The organism is Ancylobacter pratisalsi, assembly GCF_010669125.1.
GTDB lineage: Bacteria > Pseudomonadota > Alphaproteobacteria > Rhizobiales > Xanthobacteraceae > Ancylobacter > Ancylobacter pratisalsi.
Genome location: NZ_CP048630.1, coordinates 1,115,325 through 1,133,131, shown reverse-complemented (window position 1 = coordinate 1,133,131; position 17,807 = coordinate 1,115,325). Strand labels below are relative to the sequence as shown.

At 65.4% G+C, this 17,807-nt stretch carries 23 protein-coding genes; 19 read left to right on the top strand and 4 right to left on the bottom strand.

The features are described from left to right. The first annotated feature begins 12 nt into the window (after nt 1-12). From G3A50_RS05570 to rplS, 3 genes are all read left to right on the top strand, one after another. Nucleotides 13-378, top strand: coding sequence for a nuclear transport factor 2 family protein (locus G3A50_RS05570; RefSeq protein ID WP_163074333.1), 366 nt, complete (start codon nt 13-15; stop codon nt 376-378). A gap of 120 nt (nt 379-498) precedes the next feature. Further along, entirely contained in the window at nt 499-1,239 is a 741-nt protein-coding gene (gene trmD / locus G3A50_RS05565) for a tRNA (guanosine(37)-N1)-methyltransferase TrmD (protein ID WP_163074332.1), read from the top strand. Between the two features lie 95 nt (nt 1,240-1,334). Then, nucleotides 1,335-1,742, top strand: coding sequence for a 50S ribosomal protein L19 (rplS, locus tag G3A50_RS05560; RefSeq protein ID WP_163074331.1), 408 nt, complete (start codon nt 1,335-1,337; stop codon nt 1,740-1,742). 115 nt (nt 1,743-1,857) lie between these two features. On the opposite strand, the gene G3A50_RS05555 is transcribed toward rplS, so the two are convergent. After that, nucleotides 1,858-2,106: a hypothetical protein gene (locus G3A50_RS05555; protein ID WP_163074330.1), complete on the bottom strand. Its 249-nt coding sequence runs from the start codon at nt 2,104-2,106 to the stop codon at nt 1,858-1,860. 271 nt (nt 2,107-2,377) lie between these two features. On the opposite strand from G3A50_RS05555, the gene G3A50_RS05550 reads away from it, so the two are divergent. From G3A50_RS05550 to leuB, 12 genes are all read left to right on the top strand, one after another. Beyond that, nucleotides 2,378-2,569, top strand: a complete 192-nt coding sequence (locus G3A50_RS05550; protein WP_163074329.1) for a hypothetical protein — start codon at nt 2,378-2,380, stop codon at nt 2,567-2,569. 78 nt (nt 2,570-2,647) lie between these two features. After that, on the top strand, nt 2,648-4,069 hold the full coding sequence (gene leuC / locus G3A50_RS05545) for a 3-isopropylmalate dehydratase large subunit (RefSeq protein ID WP_163074328.1): 1,422 nt from the start codon (nt 2,648-2,650) through the stop codon (nt 4,067-4,069). Between the two features lie 21 nt (nt 4,070-4,090). Further along, a complete protein-coding gene (locus G3A50_RS22795) occupies nt 4,091-4,225 on the top strand; it encodes a hypothetical protein (RefSeq protein ID WP_281355839.1) in 135 nt (44 codons plus the stop codon). Between the two features lie 7 nt (nt 4,226-4,232). After that, on the top strand, nt 4,233-4,649 hold the full coding sequence (locus G3A50_RS05540; RefSeq protein ID WP_163074327.1) for a metallopeptidase family protein: 417 nt from the start codon (nt 4,233-4,235) through the stop codon (nt 4,647-4,649). A gap of 62 nt (nt 4,650-4,711) precedes the next feature. Continuing rightward, nucleotides 4,712-5,272 (top strand): cytochrome b, encoded by a 561-nt coding sequence (locus G3A50_RS05535; protein WP_163074326.1) that lies wholly within the window; start codon nt 4,712-4,714, stop codon nt 5,270-5,272. Nucleotides 5,273-5,375: 103 nt separating this feature from the next. Next, complete coding sequence (gene leuD / locus G3A50_RS05530) at nt 5,376-5,981, top strand: 3-isopropylmalate dehydratase small subunit (protein WP_163074325.1); 606 nt, start codon at nt 5,376-5,378, stop codon at nt 5,979-5,981. A gap of 66 nt (nt 5,982-6,047) precedes the next feature. Next, nucleotides 6,048-6,431 carry a RidA family protein gene (locus G3A50_RS05525; RefSeq protein ID WP_163074324.1) on the top strand — a complete coding sequence of 128 codons (384 nt, stop codon included), beginning with the start codon at nt 6,048-6,050 and terminating at the stop codon, nt 6,429-6,431. Nucleotides 6,432-6,536: 105 nt separating this feature from the next. Further along, the gene (locus G3A50_RS05520) at nt 6,537-6,893 is read left to right on the top strand and encodes a ribbon-helix-helix domain-containing protein (protein WP_163074323.1); all 357 of its coding nucleotides are present in this window, start codon (nt 6,537-6,539) and stop codon (nt 6,891-6,893) included. A gap of 144 nt (nt 6,894-7,037) precedes the next feature. Next, the gene (locus G3A50_RS05515; RefSeq protein ID WP_163074322.1) at nt 7,038-7,433 is read left to right on the top strand and encodes a VOC family protein; all 396 of its coding nucleotides are present in this window, start codon (nt 7,038-7,040) and stop codon (nt 7,431-7,433) included. Nucleotides 7,434-7,493: 60 nt separating this feature from the next. Further along, nucleotides 7,494-8,030: a gluconate 2-dehydrogenase subunit 3 family protein gene (locus G3A50_RS05510; RefSeq protein WP_163074321.1), complete on the top strand. Its 537-nt coding sequence runs from the start codon at nt 7,494-7,496 to the stop codon at nt 8,028-8,030. A gap of 15 nt (nt 8,031-8,045) precedes the next feature. Continuing rightward, entirely contained in the window at nt 8,046-9,617 is a 1,572-nt protein-coding gene (locus G3A50_RS05505) for a GMC family oxidoreductase (protein WP_163074320.1), read from the top strand. Nucleotides 9,618-9,779: 162 nt separating this feature from the next. Beyond that, complete coding sequence (gene leuB / locus G3A50_RS05500) at nt 9,780-10,889, top strand: 3-isopropylmalate dehydrogenase (protein ID WP_163074319.1); 1,110 nt, start codon at nt 9,780-9,782, stop codon at nt 10,887-10,889. 122 nt (nt 10,890-11,011) lie between these two features. On the opposite strand, the gene G3A50_RS05495 is transcribed toward leuB, so the two are convergent. Then, complete coding sequence (locus G3A50_RS05495) at nt 11,012-11,284, bottom strand: hypothetical protein (RefSeq protein ID WP_163074318.1); 273 nt, start codon at nt 11,282-11,284, stop codon at nt 11,012-11,014. A gap of 93 nt (nt 11,285-11,377) precedes the next feature. Further along, nucleotides 11,378-12,298 carry a polyprenyl synthetase family protein gene (locus G3A50_RS05490; protein WP_163074317.1) on the bottom strand — a complete coding sequence of 307 codons (921 nt, stop codon included), beginning with the start codon at nt 12,296-12,298 and terminating at the stop codon, nt 11,378-11,380. Between the two features lie 148 nt (nt 12,299-12,446). Here G3A50_RS05490 and G3A50_RS05485 point away from each other — a divergent pair, with 148 nt between their 5' ends. The 4 genes from G3A50_RS05485 (at nt 12,447) to G3A50_RS05470 (ending at nt 17,076) form a co-directional block, all read left to right on the top strand. After that, nucleotides 12,447-13,127 (top strand): transglycosylase domain-containing protein, encoded by a 681-nt coding sequence (locus G3A50_RS05485; RefSeq protein WP_163074316.1) that lies wholly within the window; start codon nt 12,447-12,449, stop codon nt 13,125-13,127. A gap of 190 nt (nt 13,128-13,317) precedes the next feature. After that, on the top strand, nt 13,318-13,503 hold the full coding sequence (rpmF, locus tag G3A50_RS05480; RefSeq protein ID WP_018387408.1) for a 50S ribosomal protein L32: 186 nt from the start codon (nt 13,318-13,320) through the stop codon (nt 13,501-13,503). 422 nt (nt 13,504-13,925) lie between these two features. After that, complete coding sequence (locus tag G3A50_RS05475; protein ID WP_246252370.1) at nt 13,926-15,152, top strand: alpha/beta hydrolase; 1,227 nt, start codon at nt 13,926-13,928, stop codon at nt 15,150-15,152. A 190-nt stretch (nt 15,153-15,342) separates the two neighbouring features. Next, nucleotides 15,343-17,076 carry an EAL domain-containing protein gene (locus G3A50_RS05470; RefSeq protein ID WP_163074314.1) on the top strand — a complete coding sequence of 578 codons (1,734 nt, stop codon included), beginning with the start codon at nt 15,343-15,345 and terminating at the stop codon, nt 17,074-17,076. Between the two features lie 111 nt (nt 17,077-17,187). Here G3A50_RS05470 and phaR read toward each other — a convergent pair whose 3' ends face one another. Then, on the bottom strand, nt 17,188-17,769 hold the full coding sequence (phaR, locus tag G3A50_RS05465; protein WP_163074313.1) for a polyhydroxyalkanoate synthesis repressor PhaR: 582 nt from the start codon (nt 17,767-17,769) through the stop codon (nt 17,188-17,190). Between the last annotated feature and the right edge of the window lie 38 nt (nt 17,770-17,807).

Genomic DNA, 17,807 nt, shown 5'->3' with positions numbered 1-17,807 from the left:
GCGTGACCGACGATGACCAGAACCGCGAAGGCACTCGCCGACGAACTGAGGGCGCTGGAACAGCAGTTGCTTGATCCGGCGAGGCGGGCGGACGCGGCATTCCTGGAGCGGATTCTCGCGGACGATTTTCAGGAGATCGGGCAGTCGGGACGTAGATACGACAAGCCGACCGTCGTCCGCGAGCTTGCCCTCGCTCCGGGGTTCGAGGGCACCCGCACCATCCTCGACTTCGAGGCAAGAGACGTGCAGGAGGGCGTGGTTCTTGCGATCTACACGATCGCCGAAACCGGAACGCTCAGGAGTTCGCTCTGGCGAAAGCGGGGCGGGATGTGGGAACTGGTGTTTCATCAAGGCAGCCGCCCTTCGTCGTCCGGCTAGCATCGGTGAGCGGCGCCGATCCGTCCGGGGGGCTGCGGGCGGCATCGTTCTCACCTGTTTCAACGTGGCGGGCTCGCCTGCTCCGTCCGCAATGAGCCCTTCGGGATCGGAAACCCTGCCATGTGGCGTGCCTCGATCATCACCATCTTTCCCGACATGTTTCCGGGCCCGCTTGGCCAGTCGCTGGCCGGGCGGGCGCTGGCCCGCGCGGGGGCACCGGACGCGGCGGGCGCCTGGGCGCTGGAGACGGTCGATCCGCGCACCCATGCCACCGATCGGCATCGCTCGGTCGATGACACCCCGGCCGGGGGTGGGCCGGGCATGGTGATGCGCGTCGACGTGCTGGCGCGCGCGGTGGATGCGGCCGCGCCCGAAGGCGACACCCGGCCGCGCCTGCTGATGACCCCGCGCGGCGCGCCGCTGACGCAGGCGCGGGTGCGCGACCTCGCGGCGGGGGAGGGCGTGGTGATCGTGTGCGGGCGTTTCGAAGGTGTGGACGACCGCCTCGTCGCCGTGCGCGGGCTGGAGGAGGTCTCGGTCGGCGATGTCGTGCTGTCCGGCGGTGAGATCGGCGCCCTGGTGCTGCTCGACGCCTGCGTGCGTCTGCTCGACGGGGTGATGGGGCACCCTCAATCCGGCACCGAGGAGAGTTTCTCCGCCGGGCTGCTGGAGTACCCGCAATTCACCCGCCCGCAGAGTTTCGAGGGGCGCGACATCCCGGCCGTGCTGACCAGCGGCGACCACGCCAAGGTGGCGCGCTGGCGTCACGAGCAGGCGGAAGCCGCCACGCGCGCACGCCGGCCGGACCTGTGGGACGCTTATGTGCGGGCGCGTGACGGTTCTGCGACGAATAGGGAATGACAAGCGGGGCGATTTCGCGTATAGCGCCGCCCGTCACTATGAACTGACAACAGCAAGATGCGAACGGTGCATGCCGGATCGCCAGAGGTGATGTTATGGTCGATATTATTAAAGAGCTCGATGACGAGCAGGCCGCCAAGCTGGCCGAGAAGCGCGCTATTCCCGACTTCCAGCCCGGCGATACCGTTATCGTCAACGTGAAGGTGAAGGAAGGCGAGCGCTCGCGCGTGCAGGCCTATGAAGGTGTTGTGATCGCCCGTTCCGGCGGCGGCATCAACGAGAACTTCACCGTCCGCAAGATTTCGTACGGCGAGGGCGTGGAGCGCGTGTTCCCGATCTACTCGCCGAACATCGACAGCCTGAAGGTGGTGCGTCGCGGCAAGGTGCGTCGCGCCAAGCTGTATTACCTGCGCGACCGCCGCGGCAAGTCGGCCCGTATCGCCGAGCGCCAGGACAAGAACGCCGGCAAGAAGAAGACCGCGCCGGTCGTCGCCGCCGAGTGAGGGCGTCGTTCTGACCGCGTTCTTCGACGCGAAATAACAAAAGCCGGGGCTCGCCCCGGCTTTTTTGTTTTGATGCGTGGTCCGGCGGCCGTGCCCTGATGCCGTCCTGCCGGGTTCAGCAGTCCTTGATGTGGCGCACCTTGGTGTTCGTCTGCTGCTCCAGGATGATGGTTCCGTCGCCGATCATGGCGGCCTGCATCACGGTGGCGAAGTCCGGCTTTCGCAGCGGGCAGGTGATCAGCTCGCTGTGCCGGCGCACGTTTTCGTGAACCTCCGGGCCGATATCGACACGGTTCTTCGCTTCCACCGCGGCAACAAAGGCGCCGACGGTGGCGATGATCAGGGCGATGTCCGTGATGCGCATCGTGAACTCCAGTCTTCGCCCGATCAGCGTACCGCAGAGATTGGGGAAGTTCTATAGAGAATGACGTTGCGGAAAATGGCTGATTTTGAGAGGTGGATGTTCAGGAATACTGTAAGAGAACAATATTTCATTCGTAATACATTATTCCAGCAATGAGTGATGACCCGTTCATTGTTCTCGCTCCCGTGACTTTTCCTGCACGCCTCCCGCGCTGGCGGGCAGGGCGCGGCGGATTGTTCGCGGCGCCGAGACTTGCTAGAAGGGTTCCACGATGATGAACGCTGGTTGCAAAATGGACATGTGCCGGGGCGCGGGTATTCCCCTCGCTCTCGACTGCGCGCGTCCTGAGGTCCGCCGCCGCCTGCCGACCACGATCGGCTTCGCCGCGGTGCCCGACCATGTGCGCATGCCCAGCCGTTTCTTCGGTCGTTTCACCGCCTGCGCGGTGGCGGGGCTTAGCTGAGCGCCGCCCGGAGCCGATGTGCTCCCGGCCGCGCTGCTTGAGCCCCATTTCCCCGTTACCGACACGTGAGACGCCGAGATGAGTACGTCCGCTCCCCGTACCCTGTACGACAAGATTTTTGACGACCATGTCATCGACCGCCAGGACGATGGAACCTGCCTGCTCTACATCGACCGTCACCTCGTTCACGAGGTGACGAGCCCGCAGGCGTTCGAGGGCCTGCGTCTCGCGGGCCGCAAGGTGCATGCGCCCTCGAAGACGCTGGCCGTGGTCGACCACAACGTGCAGACCACCGATCGCAGCTTCGGCATCGTCGATCCCGAGAGCCGTATGCAGGTCGAGACGCTGGCGGAGAACGCCCGCGAGTTCGGCGTCGAGTATTTCAACGAGCTCGACAAGCGCCAGGGCATCGTCCACGTCATCGGTCCGGAGCAGGGCTTCACCCTGCCGGGCACGACCATCGTGTGCGGCGACAGCCACACCTCGACCCATGGCGCCTTCGGCGCGCTCGCCCATGGCATCGGCACCTCGGAGGTGGAGCACGTGCTCGCCACCCAGACGCTGATCCAGCGCAAGGCCAAGAACATGCGCGTCTCCGTCGACGGCAAGCTGCCGGACGGGGTGACCGCCAAGGATGTGACGCTCGCCATCATCGGCGCCACCGGCACCGCCGGCGGCACCGGCTATGTCATCGAATATGCCGGCGAGGTGTTCCGCAACCTCACGATGGAAGGCCGCATGACGGTCTGCAACATGTCGATCGAGGGCGGCGCCCGTGCCGGCATGGTGGCGCCGGACGAGACCACCTTTGCCTATGTGAAGGACCGCCCGCGCGCGCCGAAGGGCGCCGACTGGGACGCCGCGCTGCGCTATTGGGACACGCTGCGGACCGACGAGGGCGCTTTCTTCGACAAGGAAGTGCGGCTCGACGGCGCCTCGCTGCCGCCGATCGTGTCCTGGGGCACCAGCCCGGAGGATGTGATCTCGGTGGAGGGCCTGGTGCCGGATCCGGACAGGATCGAGGACGAGGGCAAGCGCGAGGCCAAGCGCCGCGCGCTGGCCTATATGGGCCTGACGGCCGGCACGAAGATCACCGACATCGCCATCGACAAGGTGTTCATCGGCTCGTGCACCAATGCCCGTATCGAGGACCTGCGCGCCGCGGCGAAGATCGTTGCCGGCCACAAGGTGCGCGAGGGCGTTTCCGGCATGATCGTGCCGGGCTCGGGACTGGTGAAGCTGCAGGCCGAGGCCGAGGGGCTGGACGCGATCTTCAAGGCGGCCGGCTTCGACTGGCGCGAGCCGGGCTGCTCCATGTGTCTGGCCATGAACGCGGACAAGCTGGGCCCGGAGGAGCGTTGCGCCTCCACCTCGAACCGCAATTTCGAGGGCCGGCAGGGCCACAGGGGGCGCACCCATCTGGTGTCCCCGGCCATGGCGGCGGCGGCGGCGATCGCGGGTCACTTCGTCGACGTGCGTCGCTGGCCGGCGGCGATCTGACGACAGGCCCGGACCGCGCGCATGGACCGCCCGCCCTATGCCGAACCGCCCGACGACGACCCCATGGAAGTATGGGGTCGTCGGATCGGCCGTGGGCTGGCGATCGCGGCCGGGCTGGCGCTCGCCTATTACCTCTTCACCACCTATCTGAAGTGACGAGGCGATGAGCGACGCACTGGCCTGGCTGGCGCGCGGCGCCCCGACCCTTGCCGAGATGGAGATCATGGCGGCAGACGCCTATGCGCGCCTGCCGGAGGCGTTCCGTGCCATGTGCGGAAATCTCGTCATCCATGTCGAGGATTTCCCGACCGACGAGGTGCAGGAAGAGATGGAGACGGAGAGCCCGTTCGACCTTCTCGGCCTGTTTCAGGGCATCGGGCTGGCGCAGGGCTACGAGATGGCGGCGGGCGCCTTGCCGAACATGATCTTTCTCTACCGCCGACCCATTCTCGACTACTGGGCCGAGCATGAGGAAACGCTGGGCGATGTCGTGACCCATGTACTGGTGCACGAGATCGGCCACCATTTCGGTCTCTCGGACGAGGATATGGAACGGGTCGAGGCGGCGGGGGATACGTAGGTATCCGATTGGAGATCGCTCGGAACAAGTTTAGAAACGCTCCAAATTAGGAGTGTCAAAGCATGTCCCAAGCCGTTCCCGGAGCCGCGCCTACCCATACCTACAGCCTGCCGTTGCGGGTTCTTCACTGGTCGACGGTGATTGCGATCATCGTGGTCTATGGGGTGTCCTACCTCGAAGGTTTCTTCGAGCGCGGTACGGCGGGACGAACTTTGATCTGGTGGACCCATATCTCGGTCGGGCTCGCCCTTCTCGGCTTCGTGGCGGCGCGGCTTGTCCTTCGCGTCGGCGGGCCGGTGCCGCCGCCTTCGGCGGCCCTGTCGCGACCGGTTCATCTGGCCGCGACGCTGGTTCACGTGCTGCTTTACGTGCTTCTGGTCGCCACCCCCGCCGTGGGCATCTATCTCGCCTTCCTGCGCGGCAACGAGGTGTCGTTCTTCAGCCTGTTCACGATTCCCTCGCCCATAGCGGTGGATCGGGACCTGGCGGGGCAGGTGAAGGAACTGCACGAACTGCTGGCGAATGCGCTGGTGATCCTGGCGCTGCTTCATGCGGCCGCGGCCGTGGCACATCATGTCGTTCTCAAGGACGACGTCCTGCGCCGCATGCTTCCCGGCCGGTGAGACACTCCGGTTGTCTGGGCATTCGCGCGGCACATGCTATTGAGGGCGGGATTTCCCGCATGCCGGCGCATGCCGCACGGCCACCGGACCGGAGGAGCGTACCGTGGATAAGTTCACCACCCTGAGCGGCGTCGCGGCGCCGCTGCACATGGTCAATGTCGACACCGACATGATCATTCCCAAGCAGTACCTGAAGACGATCAAGCGCACCGGCCTCGGACGAGGCCTGTTCTCCGAACTGCGCTACAAGGAAGACGGCTCGGACAATCCCGAGTTCGTGCTGAACAAGCCCGCCTACAAGGGCGCCTCGATCCTGATCGCCGGCGACAATTTCGGCTGCGGCTCGTCGCGCGAGCATGCGCCTTGGGCCCTGCTGGACTACGGCATTCGCTGCGTGATCTCGACGTCCTTCGCCGACATCTTCTACAATAACTGCTTCAAGAACGGCATCCTGCCGATCAAGGTAACGCCCGAGCAGCTGGAAGCTCTGTTCGACGACGCCTCGCGCGGCGCCAATGCCGTTGTCACGGTGGATCTTGAGAACCAGACCATCACCGGGCCGGACGGTGGCCAGATCAGCTTTGAGGTCGACGCCTTCCGCAAGCACTGCCTGCTGAACGGGCTCGACGATATCGGCCTCACCCAGGCGAAGGCTGACAAGATCAAGTCCTTCGAGAGCCAGCTCGCCGAGGAACGCCCCTGGGCGTGAGCCGTGCGGGCGTGGGGTGTGGCGTCGTCAATCGGCCGCGCCTCTTGTGAGAGAAAGGGAGCGGACATGACCCGTCGCCTCATCTCCTCCGGCTCGCGGTTCGAGGCGGAGGGCGGCTATTCGCGCGCGGTGGTCGACGGGGCCGATATCTTCGTCTCCGGCACCACGGGCTATGACTACGCGACGATGACCCTGCCCGAGGATGTCGGCGCGCAGGCCCATGCCTGTTTCCGCAACATCGCCGCGGCGCTGGCGGAAGCGGGGGCCAGCCTCGATGACGTGGTGCGGGTCCACTACATCGTGACCCGGGCGGACTATGCCGATGTCCTGTTTCCCATCTTCGGACAGTACTTCGCCAAGGCCCGGCCGGCCGCGACGCTTATCGTCGCCGGCCTTCTCGTGCCGGAAATGAAGATCGAGATCGAGGTGACGGCGAGGCGCCGCACCTAGGGGCACGGTCGGCGCGCGGCGGGCGCGATCAATTTCGGCCTTTACAGCGCGCCATTCCGGGAGTGGAATCGTTCAAAATATAAAGGACGTTCCGGGAGACGCCCAATGTGCCACATCTTCGCCGGTCAGGCGCCTGATACCTATGAGGGCCAGACGCGCTCCGTGCGCATCGGCGGTCATTCCACCTCGATTCGCCTCGAAGCCGCGTTCTGGACCGTGCTGGAAGAGGTCGCCGCCCATCAGGGCATGAGCCTGGGCAAGTTCGTCACCAAGCTGCATGACGAGGTGCTGGAACTGCACGGCGAGGTGCGCAATTTCGCCTCGCTGCTGCGTTGCTCCTGTCTGATCTTTCTTACCGAAGTGCGCCCCGCCGCGGCGGGCCCGATGCCGATGAGCGCGGCGACGGTGCATGAGCGCTATCTGTGCGAGGGCGCGCGGCTTCGGCTGGAGGCGGCCGAATAACGCCGCCGCGCCGCGCCGGCCCCGGCGCAAAGCACATCGTGGTGATGTGCTAGCAGCCTACCACCACCCGCCTTCCACGCGGCCTAGCATCCCTGACCAGTGGCGGATTCCCGCCCTGTCTGGGGTCCTGGTCCGGAGGAACAGGTGGCGAAGGCCATACATTCGATGATCCGCGTTCTCGACGAGGCGCGCTCGACCGACTTCTACGTGAAGGCGTTCGGGCTCGCGATCGCGGACCGCTTTCCGTTCGACGGTTTCACGCTCGTCTATCTGCGCAGTCCTGACGCTGATTTCGAGCTCGAGCTCACCATCAACCACGACCGTACCGAGCCCTACCAGCTCGGAGACGGCTATGGGCACATGGCTTTCGTGGTGGATGATCTCGGCGCCGAGCATGCCCGCTTCGAGCAACTCGGGCTCAATCCGACACCGGTGAAGGAGTTCTTCCGCGAGGGAACGCTGCTCGCGAAGTTCTTCTTCGTCACAGATCCGGACGGATACAAAATCGAAGTCTTGCAGAAGCACGGGCGGTACAAATAACGCCAACATGAAGATCTGCGCCAACAGATCAACAAGACGAAGAACAAGCAGGAGGAAGCTATGACGACACTGATAGACCGGCGCGGACCCTCGCGCCGGACCCTGCTGGGGATGGTGGGTGCCACCGGCGCACTCATGATTTCGGGGCTTGCGGTCATCAATCCGCGTGAGGCCTGGGGACTGGAAGTTACCAATCTGAAGCCGGAGACGATGCGCACGCTCATCGTCATGGCCCGCGACGTCTATCCCCACGACAAGGTCTCAGACCGTTTCTACGCCATCGCGATGAAGCCCTATGAGACCGGCGCGGGCACTGATCCGGCGATGAAGACGCTGGTGGAGGAGGGCGTGATCACCCTCGACACCCTGGCGAAGGCCCGGCACGGCGTGCCCTATGCCGATATCGGCTGGGAGGAGCAGCGCACCGCGCTGCTGCGCGAGATCGAGGACAGTGCCTTCTTCCAGAAGGTGCGCGGTGGGCTGGTTGTGGGGCTCTACAACCAGGAGGAGATCTGGCCGATCTTTGGCTATGAGGGCTCCTCGGCCGACAAGGGCGGTTACATCGACCGCGGCTTCAACGACATCACCTGGCTCTGAGCGGAGGACGCACCCATGTCAGCACCCTTCGATCTCAACGACGATTCCGTGGTCGTCATCGTCGGCTCCGGCGCCGGTGGCGGCACGCTGGGTACCGAGCTCGCCCTCAAGGGCGTCAAGGTCGTGATTCTCGAGGCCGGCCAGCGCCACGAGATGGAAGACTTCATCAACAACGAGTGGGACAGCTTCGCCCAGCTCGCCTGGACCGATATGCGCACCACCTCCGGCTCATGGCGGGTGCACAAGAACTTCCCGAATCTGCCGGCCTGGATCGTCAAGGCGGTGGGCGGCTCGTCCGTGCACTGGGCCGGCGCCTCGCTGCGCCTGCAGGAGCACGAGTTCAAGACCCACACGACCTATGGCGGCCTCGAAGGCGCCAATCTGCTGGACTGGCCGATCACGCTCAAGGAGCTGGAGCCCTGGTACGCCAAGGCCGAGGACCGGATGGGCGTGACGCGCACCAACGGCATTCCCGGCCTGCCGGGCAACAACAACTTCAAGGTGTTCGAGGCCGGCGCCAAGAAGATCGGCTACAAGGAAGTCTCGACCGGCCGCATGGCGATCAACAGCGAACCGCGCCATGACCGCGGTGCCTGCCAGCAGATCGGGTTCTGCTTCCAGGGCTGCAAGTCGGGGGCGAAATGGTCGACGCTGATCGCCGAGATTCCGCGCGGCGAGGAGACCGGAAATCTCGAGGTGCGCCCGCAATCCATGGTGCTCAAGATCGAGCACGACAAGACCGGCAAGGCCACCGCCGTCGTCTATGTCGACAAGGACGGCAAGCAGCAGCGCCAGAAGGCCCGCATCGTCGCGGTGGCCGGCAACTCGATCGAGAGCCCGCGCCTGCTTCTCAATTCGGCGAGCAGCATGTTCCCGGACGGGTTGGCCAACTCCTCGGGGCAGGTGGGGCGTAACTACATGCGTCACATGACCGGCTCGGTCTACGGCATCTTCGAGCAGCCGGTGCACATGTATCGCGGCACCACCATGGCCGGCATCGTGCGCGACGAGGCCGGGTTCGACACCAAGCGCGGCTTTGTCGGCGGCTACGAGATGGAGACGCTCTCGCTCGGCCTGCCCTTCATGGCCGCCTTCCTCGATCCCGGCGCCTGGGGACGATCCTTCACCTCCGCCATGGATGGCTATGTGAACATGGCCGGCCTCTGGATCGTGGGCGAGGACATGCCGCAGGAGACCAACCGCGTCACCCTCAATACCGACATCAAGGACAAGAACGGGCTGCCGGTCGCTGACGTGCATTTCGACGACCATCCCAATGATATCGCCATGCGCAACCACGCCTATCAGCAGGGTTCGGCGATGTATCAATCGGTCGGCGCGGTGCGCACCATGCCGACGCCGCCCTATCCCTCGACGCATAATCTGGGCACCAACCGGATGAGCGAGAAGCCGCGGGACGGCGTCGTCAACAAGCACGGGCAGACCCACGACATTCCCAACCTGTTCATCGCCGACGGCAGCCAGTTCACCACCGGCGGCGCGGAAAACCCGACGCTGACCATCGTGGCGCTGGCGCTCCGGCAGGCCGACTTCATCGCCAGCGAGATGTCGAAGAAGACGATCTGAGCCCCCACGCCCACGCGTGCGTCGCCGCCGGCGTCCGAGCGCCGGCGGCGTTGTTTTGTGAGCGCTGGCGAGCGTCCCGCTTGCCAGCATCGGCGCCAGCCTTTAGCACTCGCTCGCCCACTGCTCTGACGAGTTCCCCAACAGGTGCAAACGAGGAAATCCATGGCGACCCACAAGCTGCTTCTTCTGCCCGGTGATGGCATCGGCCCCGAGGTCATGGCCGAGGTGAAGAAGGTCGTTGGCTGGCTCGATTCGCACGGTTTCGCCTCGTTCTCGATCGAGGAGGATCTCGTCGGCGGCGCTGCCTATGACGAATATGGCGTGCCGATCACCGACGAAGCCATGGCCCGGGCATTCAATGCCGACGCCATTCTGCTGGGTGCGGTTGGCGGCACCAAATGGGCCAATGTGGCCTTCGAGGTGCGTCCCGAGGCCGGTCTGCTGCGGCTGCGCAAGGATCTGCAGCTTTTCGCCAATCTGCGCCCGGCCATGTGTTACCCCGCCCTCGCGGATGCCTCCAGCCTCAAGCGTGACCTGGTCGAGGGGCTCGACGTGCTGATCGTGCGCGAGCTGACCGGCGGTGTCTATTTCGGCGAGCCCAAGACCATCACCGATATCGCCGATGGCCAGAAGCGCGCGGTGGACACCCAGGTCTACGAATCCTACGAGATCGAGCGCATCGCCCGCGTGGCTTTCGAGCTCGCCCGCACCCGCAGCAACCGGGTCGTTTCCACCGAGAAGCACAACGTCATGAAGACCGGCGTGCTGTGGAAGCAGGTGGTAAGCGAAGTGCACGGCTCGGAATATGGCGACGTGGCGCTTGAGCACCAGCTCGCCGATTCCTGCGGCATGCAGCTCGTGCGCAATCCCAAGCAGTTCGACGTCATCGTCACCGATAACCTGTTCGGCGACATCCTCTCCGACGTCGCGGCGATGCTCACCGGCTCTCTTGGCATGTTGCCCTCGGCGTCGCTGGGCGGCGTGGAGGAAATCTCCGGCCGCCGCCGGGCGCTTTACGAGCCCGTGCATGGCGCGGCGCCGGACATCGCCGGCAAGGGCATTGCCAACCCCATCGCCATGATCGGCTCGCTGGCGATGGCGCTGCGCTATTCCTTCGGCCTCGGCGAAGCCGCCGACAAGCTTGAGGCGGCCATCTCCGGCGTGCTGGCCGATGGCTACCGCACGGCGGACATCTATTCAGACGGCATGAAGAAGATCGGTACGTCCGAGATGGGCGATGCCATTCTTGCGGAGCTTGGCAAGGCGGCCTGAGCCGCGTCCGGGCGGTCCGCCCAGATTCTTCGATACGAAAAAGCCCGGCGCGAGCCGGGCTTTTTTGTTGGGGGCGTCCGCAACCAGACTAGCGACCCGCGCCTCGCCGGGCGCAGCCTCGCTCAGTAGTTCGGCAGGTAGAACTCGGTCGGCAGCGGATAGCGGCTGCCGGTGATCCCGCCGCTGCCGCCATACTCGGGGTAGCGCGGCTGGATGGCGCGGACATAGTTCAGGTAGCGGGAGGTGCCGGGCTTCACCACCGTGCCGGGATCGAGGAACGAGCGCGGCGGCTGCTTGCGGATGATGATGCGGGTCTCCTGCGCCTCCGCCGGTGCGGTGGCGATGAAGGCAGCGCCGGCGATCAGACCGGCAAGGATGAGAGGAGCGGCACGCATATTCACCTCCTGAGACGCCAGCTGCACACGACGCGCGCTTACGTCACGATAAGAATGGGCGCAACTTACCGTTCCGTCGAGATGAGGAAAGCCCTAATTGCGCCTTTCTGCGACGAAGCGTGCTGCTTCTGCCAGAAGTGTGGCCGCGCTGCCGAATCCTTCGAGCACCTTTTCGGCTTCGGCCACCAGCCGTGCGAGCTCGGTCCGCGCTCCTTCGATGCCGAGCGAATCGATCAGCGTGGCCTTGCCGGCCGCTGCATCCTTGCCCACGCGCTTGCCGACCGTTCCGGCATCGCCCTCGACATCGAGCAGATCATCGGCGATCTGGAAGGCCCGGCCGACCGCATGGGAATAGATGCCGAGGCAGCGGCGCTGCTCGGGGCTCGCCGCGCCCAGCAGGGCGCCGCCGGCGCAGGCGAAGTCCAGTAGCGCCCCGGTCTTCATCGCCTGAAGGCGTTCGATCTCGGCGGCGGCGAGAGCGGGGCGGGCGCCGCTTTCGAAACGGCCCTCGGCAGCCAGATCCAGCATCTGCCCACCGACCATGCCGGTGCCGCCTGACGCGCGCGCCAGGCCGGCGACAAGCGCGATGCGGATGGCGGGAGAGGGGCTGGTCTCCTCGCGCGCCAGAATGTCGAAGGCGAGGGTGAGAAGCGCGTCGCCCGCCAGAATGGCGGTGGCCTCGTCGAAGGCCCGGTGCACGGTGGGCTGGCCGCGTCGCAGATCGTCATCGTCCATGGCGGGCAGGTCATCATGGACCAGCGAATAACAGTGGACGCATTCCAGCGCCGCGGCGGCGGGCAGGGCCTGGTCCCGTGACACGCCGAACAGCGCCGCCGATTCGATGAGCAGGAAGGGGCGCAGCCGCTTGCCGCCCGCCAGCGCCGCATGACGCATGGCCGCGGCGAGGCGGGCGCTCAGCGGCGCGTTCTCGGTAATGGCGCGGTCGAGATAGGCGGCGACAGCGTCAGCGGTCTCGCCAAGGGCGCGGAGCAGGTCGTCGGAACGGCAGGTCATTCTATGTGCTCTCAAGGGGCGATAGTCTGGTGCCTCGGCCGGGCGAGAGCGTCAAGCCGCCAGCGGGGCGCTGAACCATAGTTGAGCGTATCCCCTTGGTCGAATGCGCGCTTGCCACTAGGTAAGCAGACGGGCTGAAGGGGGCGGCATGCGCGTTATCTGGGCGTGGCTATGGAAAGGGGCGCTGATCATCGTCGCAGCGCCGCTTGTGCTCGGGCTGCTCTACAATGTCGTTTCGCCGGTCTCGACGCTGATGCTGGCGCGCTGGGCGAGCGCGCAGCCGGTGGTGCGCGACTGGCGTCCGATCGAGGATATCGCCCCCGCGCTGGTGCGAAGCGTGCTGGCCTCGGAGGATGCACGCTTCTGCTCGCATGCCGGCGTCGACCTCGTCGAACTCCAGCAGGTGCTGGACGAAAGCGATGGCCTCGATGCGCCGCGCGGGGCGTCCACCATCACCATGCAGCTGGCCAAGAACCTGTTTCTCTGGAATGGGCGCAGCGTCATCCGCAAGGGGCTGGAGATACCGCTGGCCCTTTATGTGAACCTTGTGATGTCCAAGCGCCGCCAACTGGAGATCTACCTGAACATCGCGGAATGGGGCCCGACCGGCGAGTTCGGCGCGGAAGCGGCGGCGCAGCACGCCTTCCGGCGCGGGGCAGGGGAGCTGAGTGGGCGGCAGGCAGCGCTGCTTGCCGTGACCCTGCCCAACCCGTTTCGCCGCAATCCGGCCAAGCCGGGGCCCGGACTGAGCCGCCTCGCGGGCAATCTTCAGGCCCGCCTGCCGCGCGAGGGGGCGGAATTGACCGCCTGTCTCGACCTCGCCCGGTAGCGGCGGGCCGGCCCATTGAGGGGGCGTGCGGCGGGCCTACCCGCACGAAGTGACAAAGAGCGGCCGGCATATGCGGCGTGCCCCTTTGATTCACGCGCGTGAGTCTGTATAAGCCGCCACTCGAATTACGCAGGATCCGGCGCCGGCCCGCCCCATGGGAGCGCGAGTCTTGCCGGCAGAGGAGTAGACTATGGCCGTTCCGAAGAAGAAAACCAGCCCGTCCCGTCGTGGCATGCGCCGCTCCGCCGACGCGCTCGCCAAGCCGACCTACATCGAGGACAAGGATTCGGGCGAGCTGCGCCGTCCGCACCACCTCGACCTGAAGACCGGCATGTACAAGGGCCGCCAGGTCCTCAAGGTCAAGGCCGAGGCCTGATCCCCGCGCGCGGGTTTTATTCCGCGCGTTGGTTGGCCATGCATGATATGGAGGCTGGTCTCTTCGAGGAGGCCGGCCTTTTTGCGTTGGCGTCCGTCGAAGTGCGGGCGGCGCGATCTTTGCGCCGAAGCCGGGTTGCTGCGCGATGCGGGGCGCGCAAGATCCGGCTCGGGCGGGCCGCATGCCTTCCGTCCCCGCGGTTTCGCAGGGCGAGCGCGATCGATCGGAATCACGCGGCGAGGAGCATCTCGTTAGCCAAGGTTCATGACTTCTGCCCGGCCGCGCTTATCAGCTCGGTTCAGGGATGGTACAGTTTTCGAAGATAACTCGGGGGACGGCTTTTGTTGCGTATCGGGGGGGTATCGTTGCGACATGTGGGGCCTGCTGCTTGCGGGCAGAGGTCGCGGATCGCTCGCTTGATCGTGGTGCGCGCCAGCGTGATTGTGCTGACCGCCGGTGTTCTCGCCGGCTGTGCCAGCCGCCCCGGTCCCGATGCTCTCACCGCCGTTGAAAACAGCGTGCCCGGCACCAAGGAGCACGTGATCCTTGTGGCGTCCGCGCGCGAGCGCGATCCCAAGCCCGGCATCTTCTACAACGGCGAACGCTCGGAAGAGCTGAGCTTCGCGCGGATTGATGTCAGCGTGCCACCGGCCCACAAGCCCGGAATGGTGGAGTTCACCAAGCAGGGCCAGATACCCGATCCGGCCACCGACATGGTGGTGCGTGATGCCGTCTATCGTGAAACCGATGCGCAGTTCGTCGCCGACCTGAAGACGGAGCTGGCCCGCCGCCCCGTGGGCGACAAGGACGTGTTCATCTTCGTCCATGGCTACAACAACCTGTTTTCCGAGGCGCTGTTCCGTTTCGTGCAGATGGCGGAGGACTCCAAGTCGCCGGCGGTGCCGGTGCTCTTCACCTGGGCCTCGCGCGGGTCGACCGCCGACTATGTCTATGACACCAACAGCGCCACGGCCGCCCGCGACCGGCTGGAGGAGACCATCCGGCTCGCCCTCGCCAGCGGGGCCGAGGAAGTCAGCATTCTCGCCCATTCCATGGGGAACTGGGTGACGGTGGAGGCGCTGCGGCAGATCCAGATTTCCGGCAACAAGCTGCCCCCCTCACGGATGGGGAACATCATCCTCGCCTCGCCGGATATCGATGTCGATGTCTTCAAGACCCAGCTCAAACGTTTCGGCAAGCCGGACAAGCCCTTCATCGTCATCGTTTCGCGGGATGACAAGGCGCTTGGATTCTCCGACTTCATCGCTGGAGGCAAGCCACGCCTTGGCGCCTACACCAACGACGCCGATCTGGTGTCGCTGGGCGCGGTGGTCGTCGACATGACCGACGTGAAGGCAACGGACGGCTTCAACCACGGCAAGTTCGCCCAGCTCGCCGAAATGGCGCCCGAGCTGCGCGGCATGGTCGCGGGCAAGGCGGCGCGCAATGAGGACGAGGTCAATGTCGCGGGGATCCAGTTCCACGGCATCGACAAGTTCAAGTTCTCGTTCCCCAAATTCCTGACGCCCGCCGCCGCGGCGACCGCGCCGCAGCCTGTCGCGCGTGCCCCCAGCACGGTTACTGAACCCGCCGGCATTGCCGCCTCGCAGGAGATGGGCATGGTCGCCGCGGACGCGCCAGTCCAGTAGGCCCGCCCGGCGATCAGCCGGCGCGGTGGAACGGCGCGCGGGGCTGTGAGGGAACAAGGTGAGACGGTTTGGCCAGATCCGAACCTTACCGACTGCGTGATTGGTATGAATCGTGACTGCCGTTCGTTGCTTTCTTCGATATAGGTTCGGTTCATGACGCTCGCGCTTCGCCACATAATCTGGGCGTGCCATGTCTGACCGTAACGAGTCGGAACGTGTTTCGCGCGACGCATCCTCCCCTGAGGCGGTGCTTTCCGAGAGTGCGATCGTCGATATCGTCCGCCAGGTCGAGGGCGTGGCTTATCGCTGGACCCGCGATGACGACCGTATTGCCTGGAGCCCCGGTGCGATAATCTTGCTGGGCCCCGAACGCCTGTCCTGGGCGGGGCTTGGACAGGACTACGAACGCCTGATCGCATCCGGTTCAGGTGCCGGCCGACTGAAGGCGGCGGCCGCCGCCGGGCTCGGAAACGTGTCGCGGTCCGCCCGATTCGAGACCAGCTATTGCCTTGACCTGCCGCCGGGTACCGAACTTGGTCGCCTGTGGGTCGAGGATCGCGGAATCGCGTCCTTCGACGCGGAAGGGTGTCTTTTCCAGGTACAGGGCCTGCTGCGGCGCCTGTCCTCCGGTCGCCCCGTACGCGATGCCGACGCTCCGGGGGCGACAGGCAGCACGTCCGACATTCAGCCCGACCGCCAGCGACTTGCCGGGTTGCTGGAACAGAACCTGGCCCGTGTGTTCAGTGCGGGCGGAGAGTTTGGCTTCGCTCTGGTCGGGATCGACCATCTGAGCCAGCTCAACGATGCCTACGGCTTTCATACCGCCGATGAAGTCATCGACATCATGTTCATGCGGCTGCGCGGCCGGCTGGGGCCGAACGATGAACTGGCGCGCTTCTCGGGCAGCAAGTTCGGGCTGATCCTGCGGGACTGGCCGCGCGAGGGTTTCGGCAGCGCGCTCGGCCGGTTTATCGAATGGGTGAACGCCACGCCGCCGAAAACCAGTGCCGGCGCCGTTGCGGCCTCCGTCACCGCCGGCGGGCTGATCGCGCCGCGCCAGGCCCGCAGCGTCGAGGAGATCTTCGCCCGATCCCAGGATGCGCTGCACAGCGCCCGGACCGGGGCGAGCGGCAGTTTCGAGCTCTATGCACCGGGTTTCGACCGGGCGGCCGAGCGGCGTGCCAACCTGCACTTCGCCAACGACATCATCTCGGCGCTGAACGACCGGCGGGTCCTGCTGGCATTCCAGCCGATCGCCGAGGGGGCGAGCCGGGAAATCACGTTTCACGAATGCCTGGTGAGGATCGCCAGCCGCGAGGGCCGCGTGTTCGACGGCGCGGCGATCATTCCTGCCGCCGACCGGTTCGGGCTGACGCGGCTGCTGGACCGCCGCACGCTTGAGCTGGCACTGGCCACGCTCGTGGACCATCCTGAGCTGGCGCTCTCGGTGAATGTCTCACCCGGCACGATCCATGACGGGGTGTGGCTGTCGCTGGTCGAACAGGCGTCGCGGGCGGGACTGAGCGAGCGGCTGATCATCGAACTGACGGAAAGCGCCACGATCGCCGACATCGAGGTCATGCGCCGGCGGGTGCATTGGCTCCACACCATGGGCTGCCGGGTGGCGATGGACGATTTCGGGGTCGGCTACACCTCGTTCCGCAACCTGCGCCGGCTCGACGTCGACTATCTGAAGATCGATGGCAGCTTCATCTGCACCATGATGCAGTCGGCCGACGACCGCCACTTCGTGCGTTCGCTGCTGGAACTGGCGGGCAATCTGAATATCGAGACGGTCGCCGAGTGGGTGATCGACGAGGAAACCGCCCGGCAACTCGTGGAATGGGGGTGCTCGTTCCTGCAGGGGCAGCTGATCGGGCTGGCCGCGGACAGCCCGCTCGAACGCCCGCTCCCCGCCGGCTGAGCGGCGAGCGGAAATCCGGGCCATTACCGGGCGGGCGACATCGGGCATGACAGAGCTTCGGCCGGTTCCCCAGCGAAGGGCGCCGGTCGAAGTCTTGCTGCCTGTGAGCCCTTATTCCTTGGGAGTGTCGCCCAGCTTGTCGAGACGCCGCTGCATGTCCGCGACCTGACGCTTGAGCTCGTCGAAATCGTCGGTCTTGGCAGGCGCGGGGGAGGCGGGGGTCGCCGCCGTGCCGTCTTCCGCGCGGCCATTGGGCAGGAACATTTTGAAGGTGCGGTCGAAAATTTCCATGTTGCGCCGCACCTGATCTTCCATCACGCCGAAGCCGCCGACGCCGAAGGTCTTGGTGAAATGCTCGCGCATGTTCGCCTGTTCCTTGGTGAAGTTCTCGATCGACATGTCGAGGTAGCGCGGCACAAGCATCTGCATGCTGTCGCCGTAAAGCCGGATGATCTGACGCAGGAAATTGATAGGCAGCAGGTTTTGCCCCTTGCCCTCCTGCTCGAAGATGATCTGCGTCAGCACCGAATGCGTGATGTCTTCCGATGATTTAGCGTCGTAGACGACAAAATCCTCGCCGCTCTTCACCATCTGCGCGAGGTCTTCCAGCGTGACATAGGTGCTGGTGCCCGTGTTGTAGAGGCGGCGGTTCGCATATTTCTTGATGGTGACGGGTTCGTTGGATTTGGCCATTGTGATCCGGTCGCCTTGCTCGTTTCCTCTTGAAAACT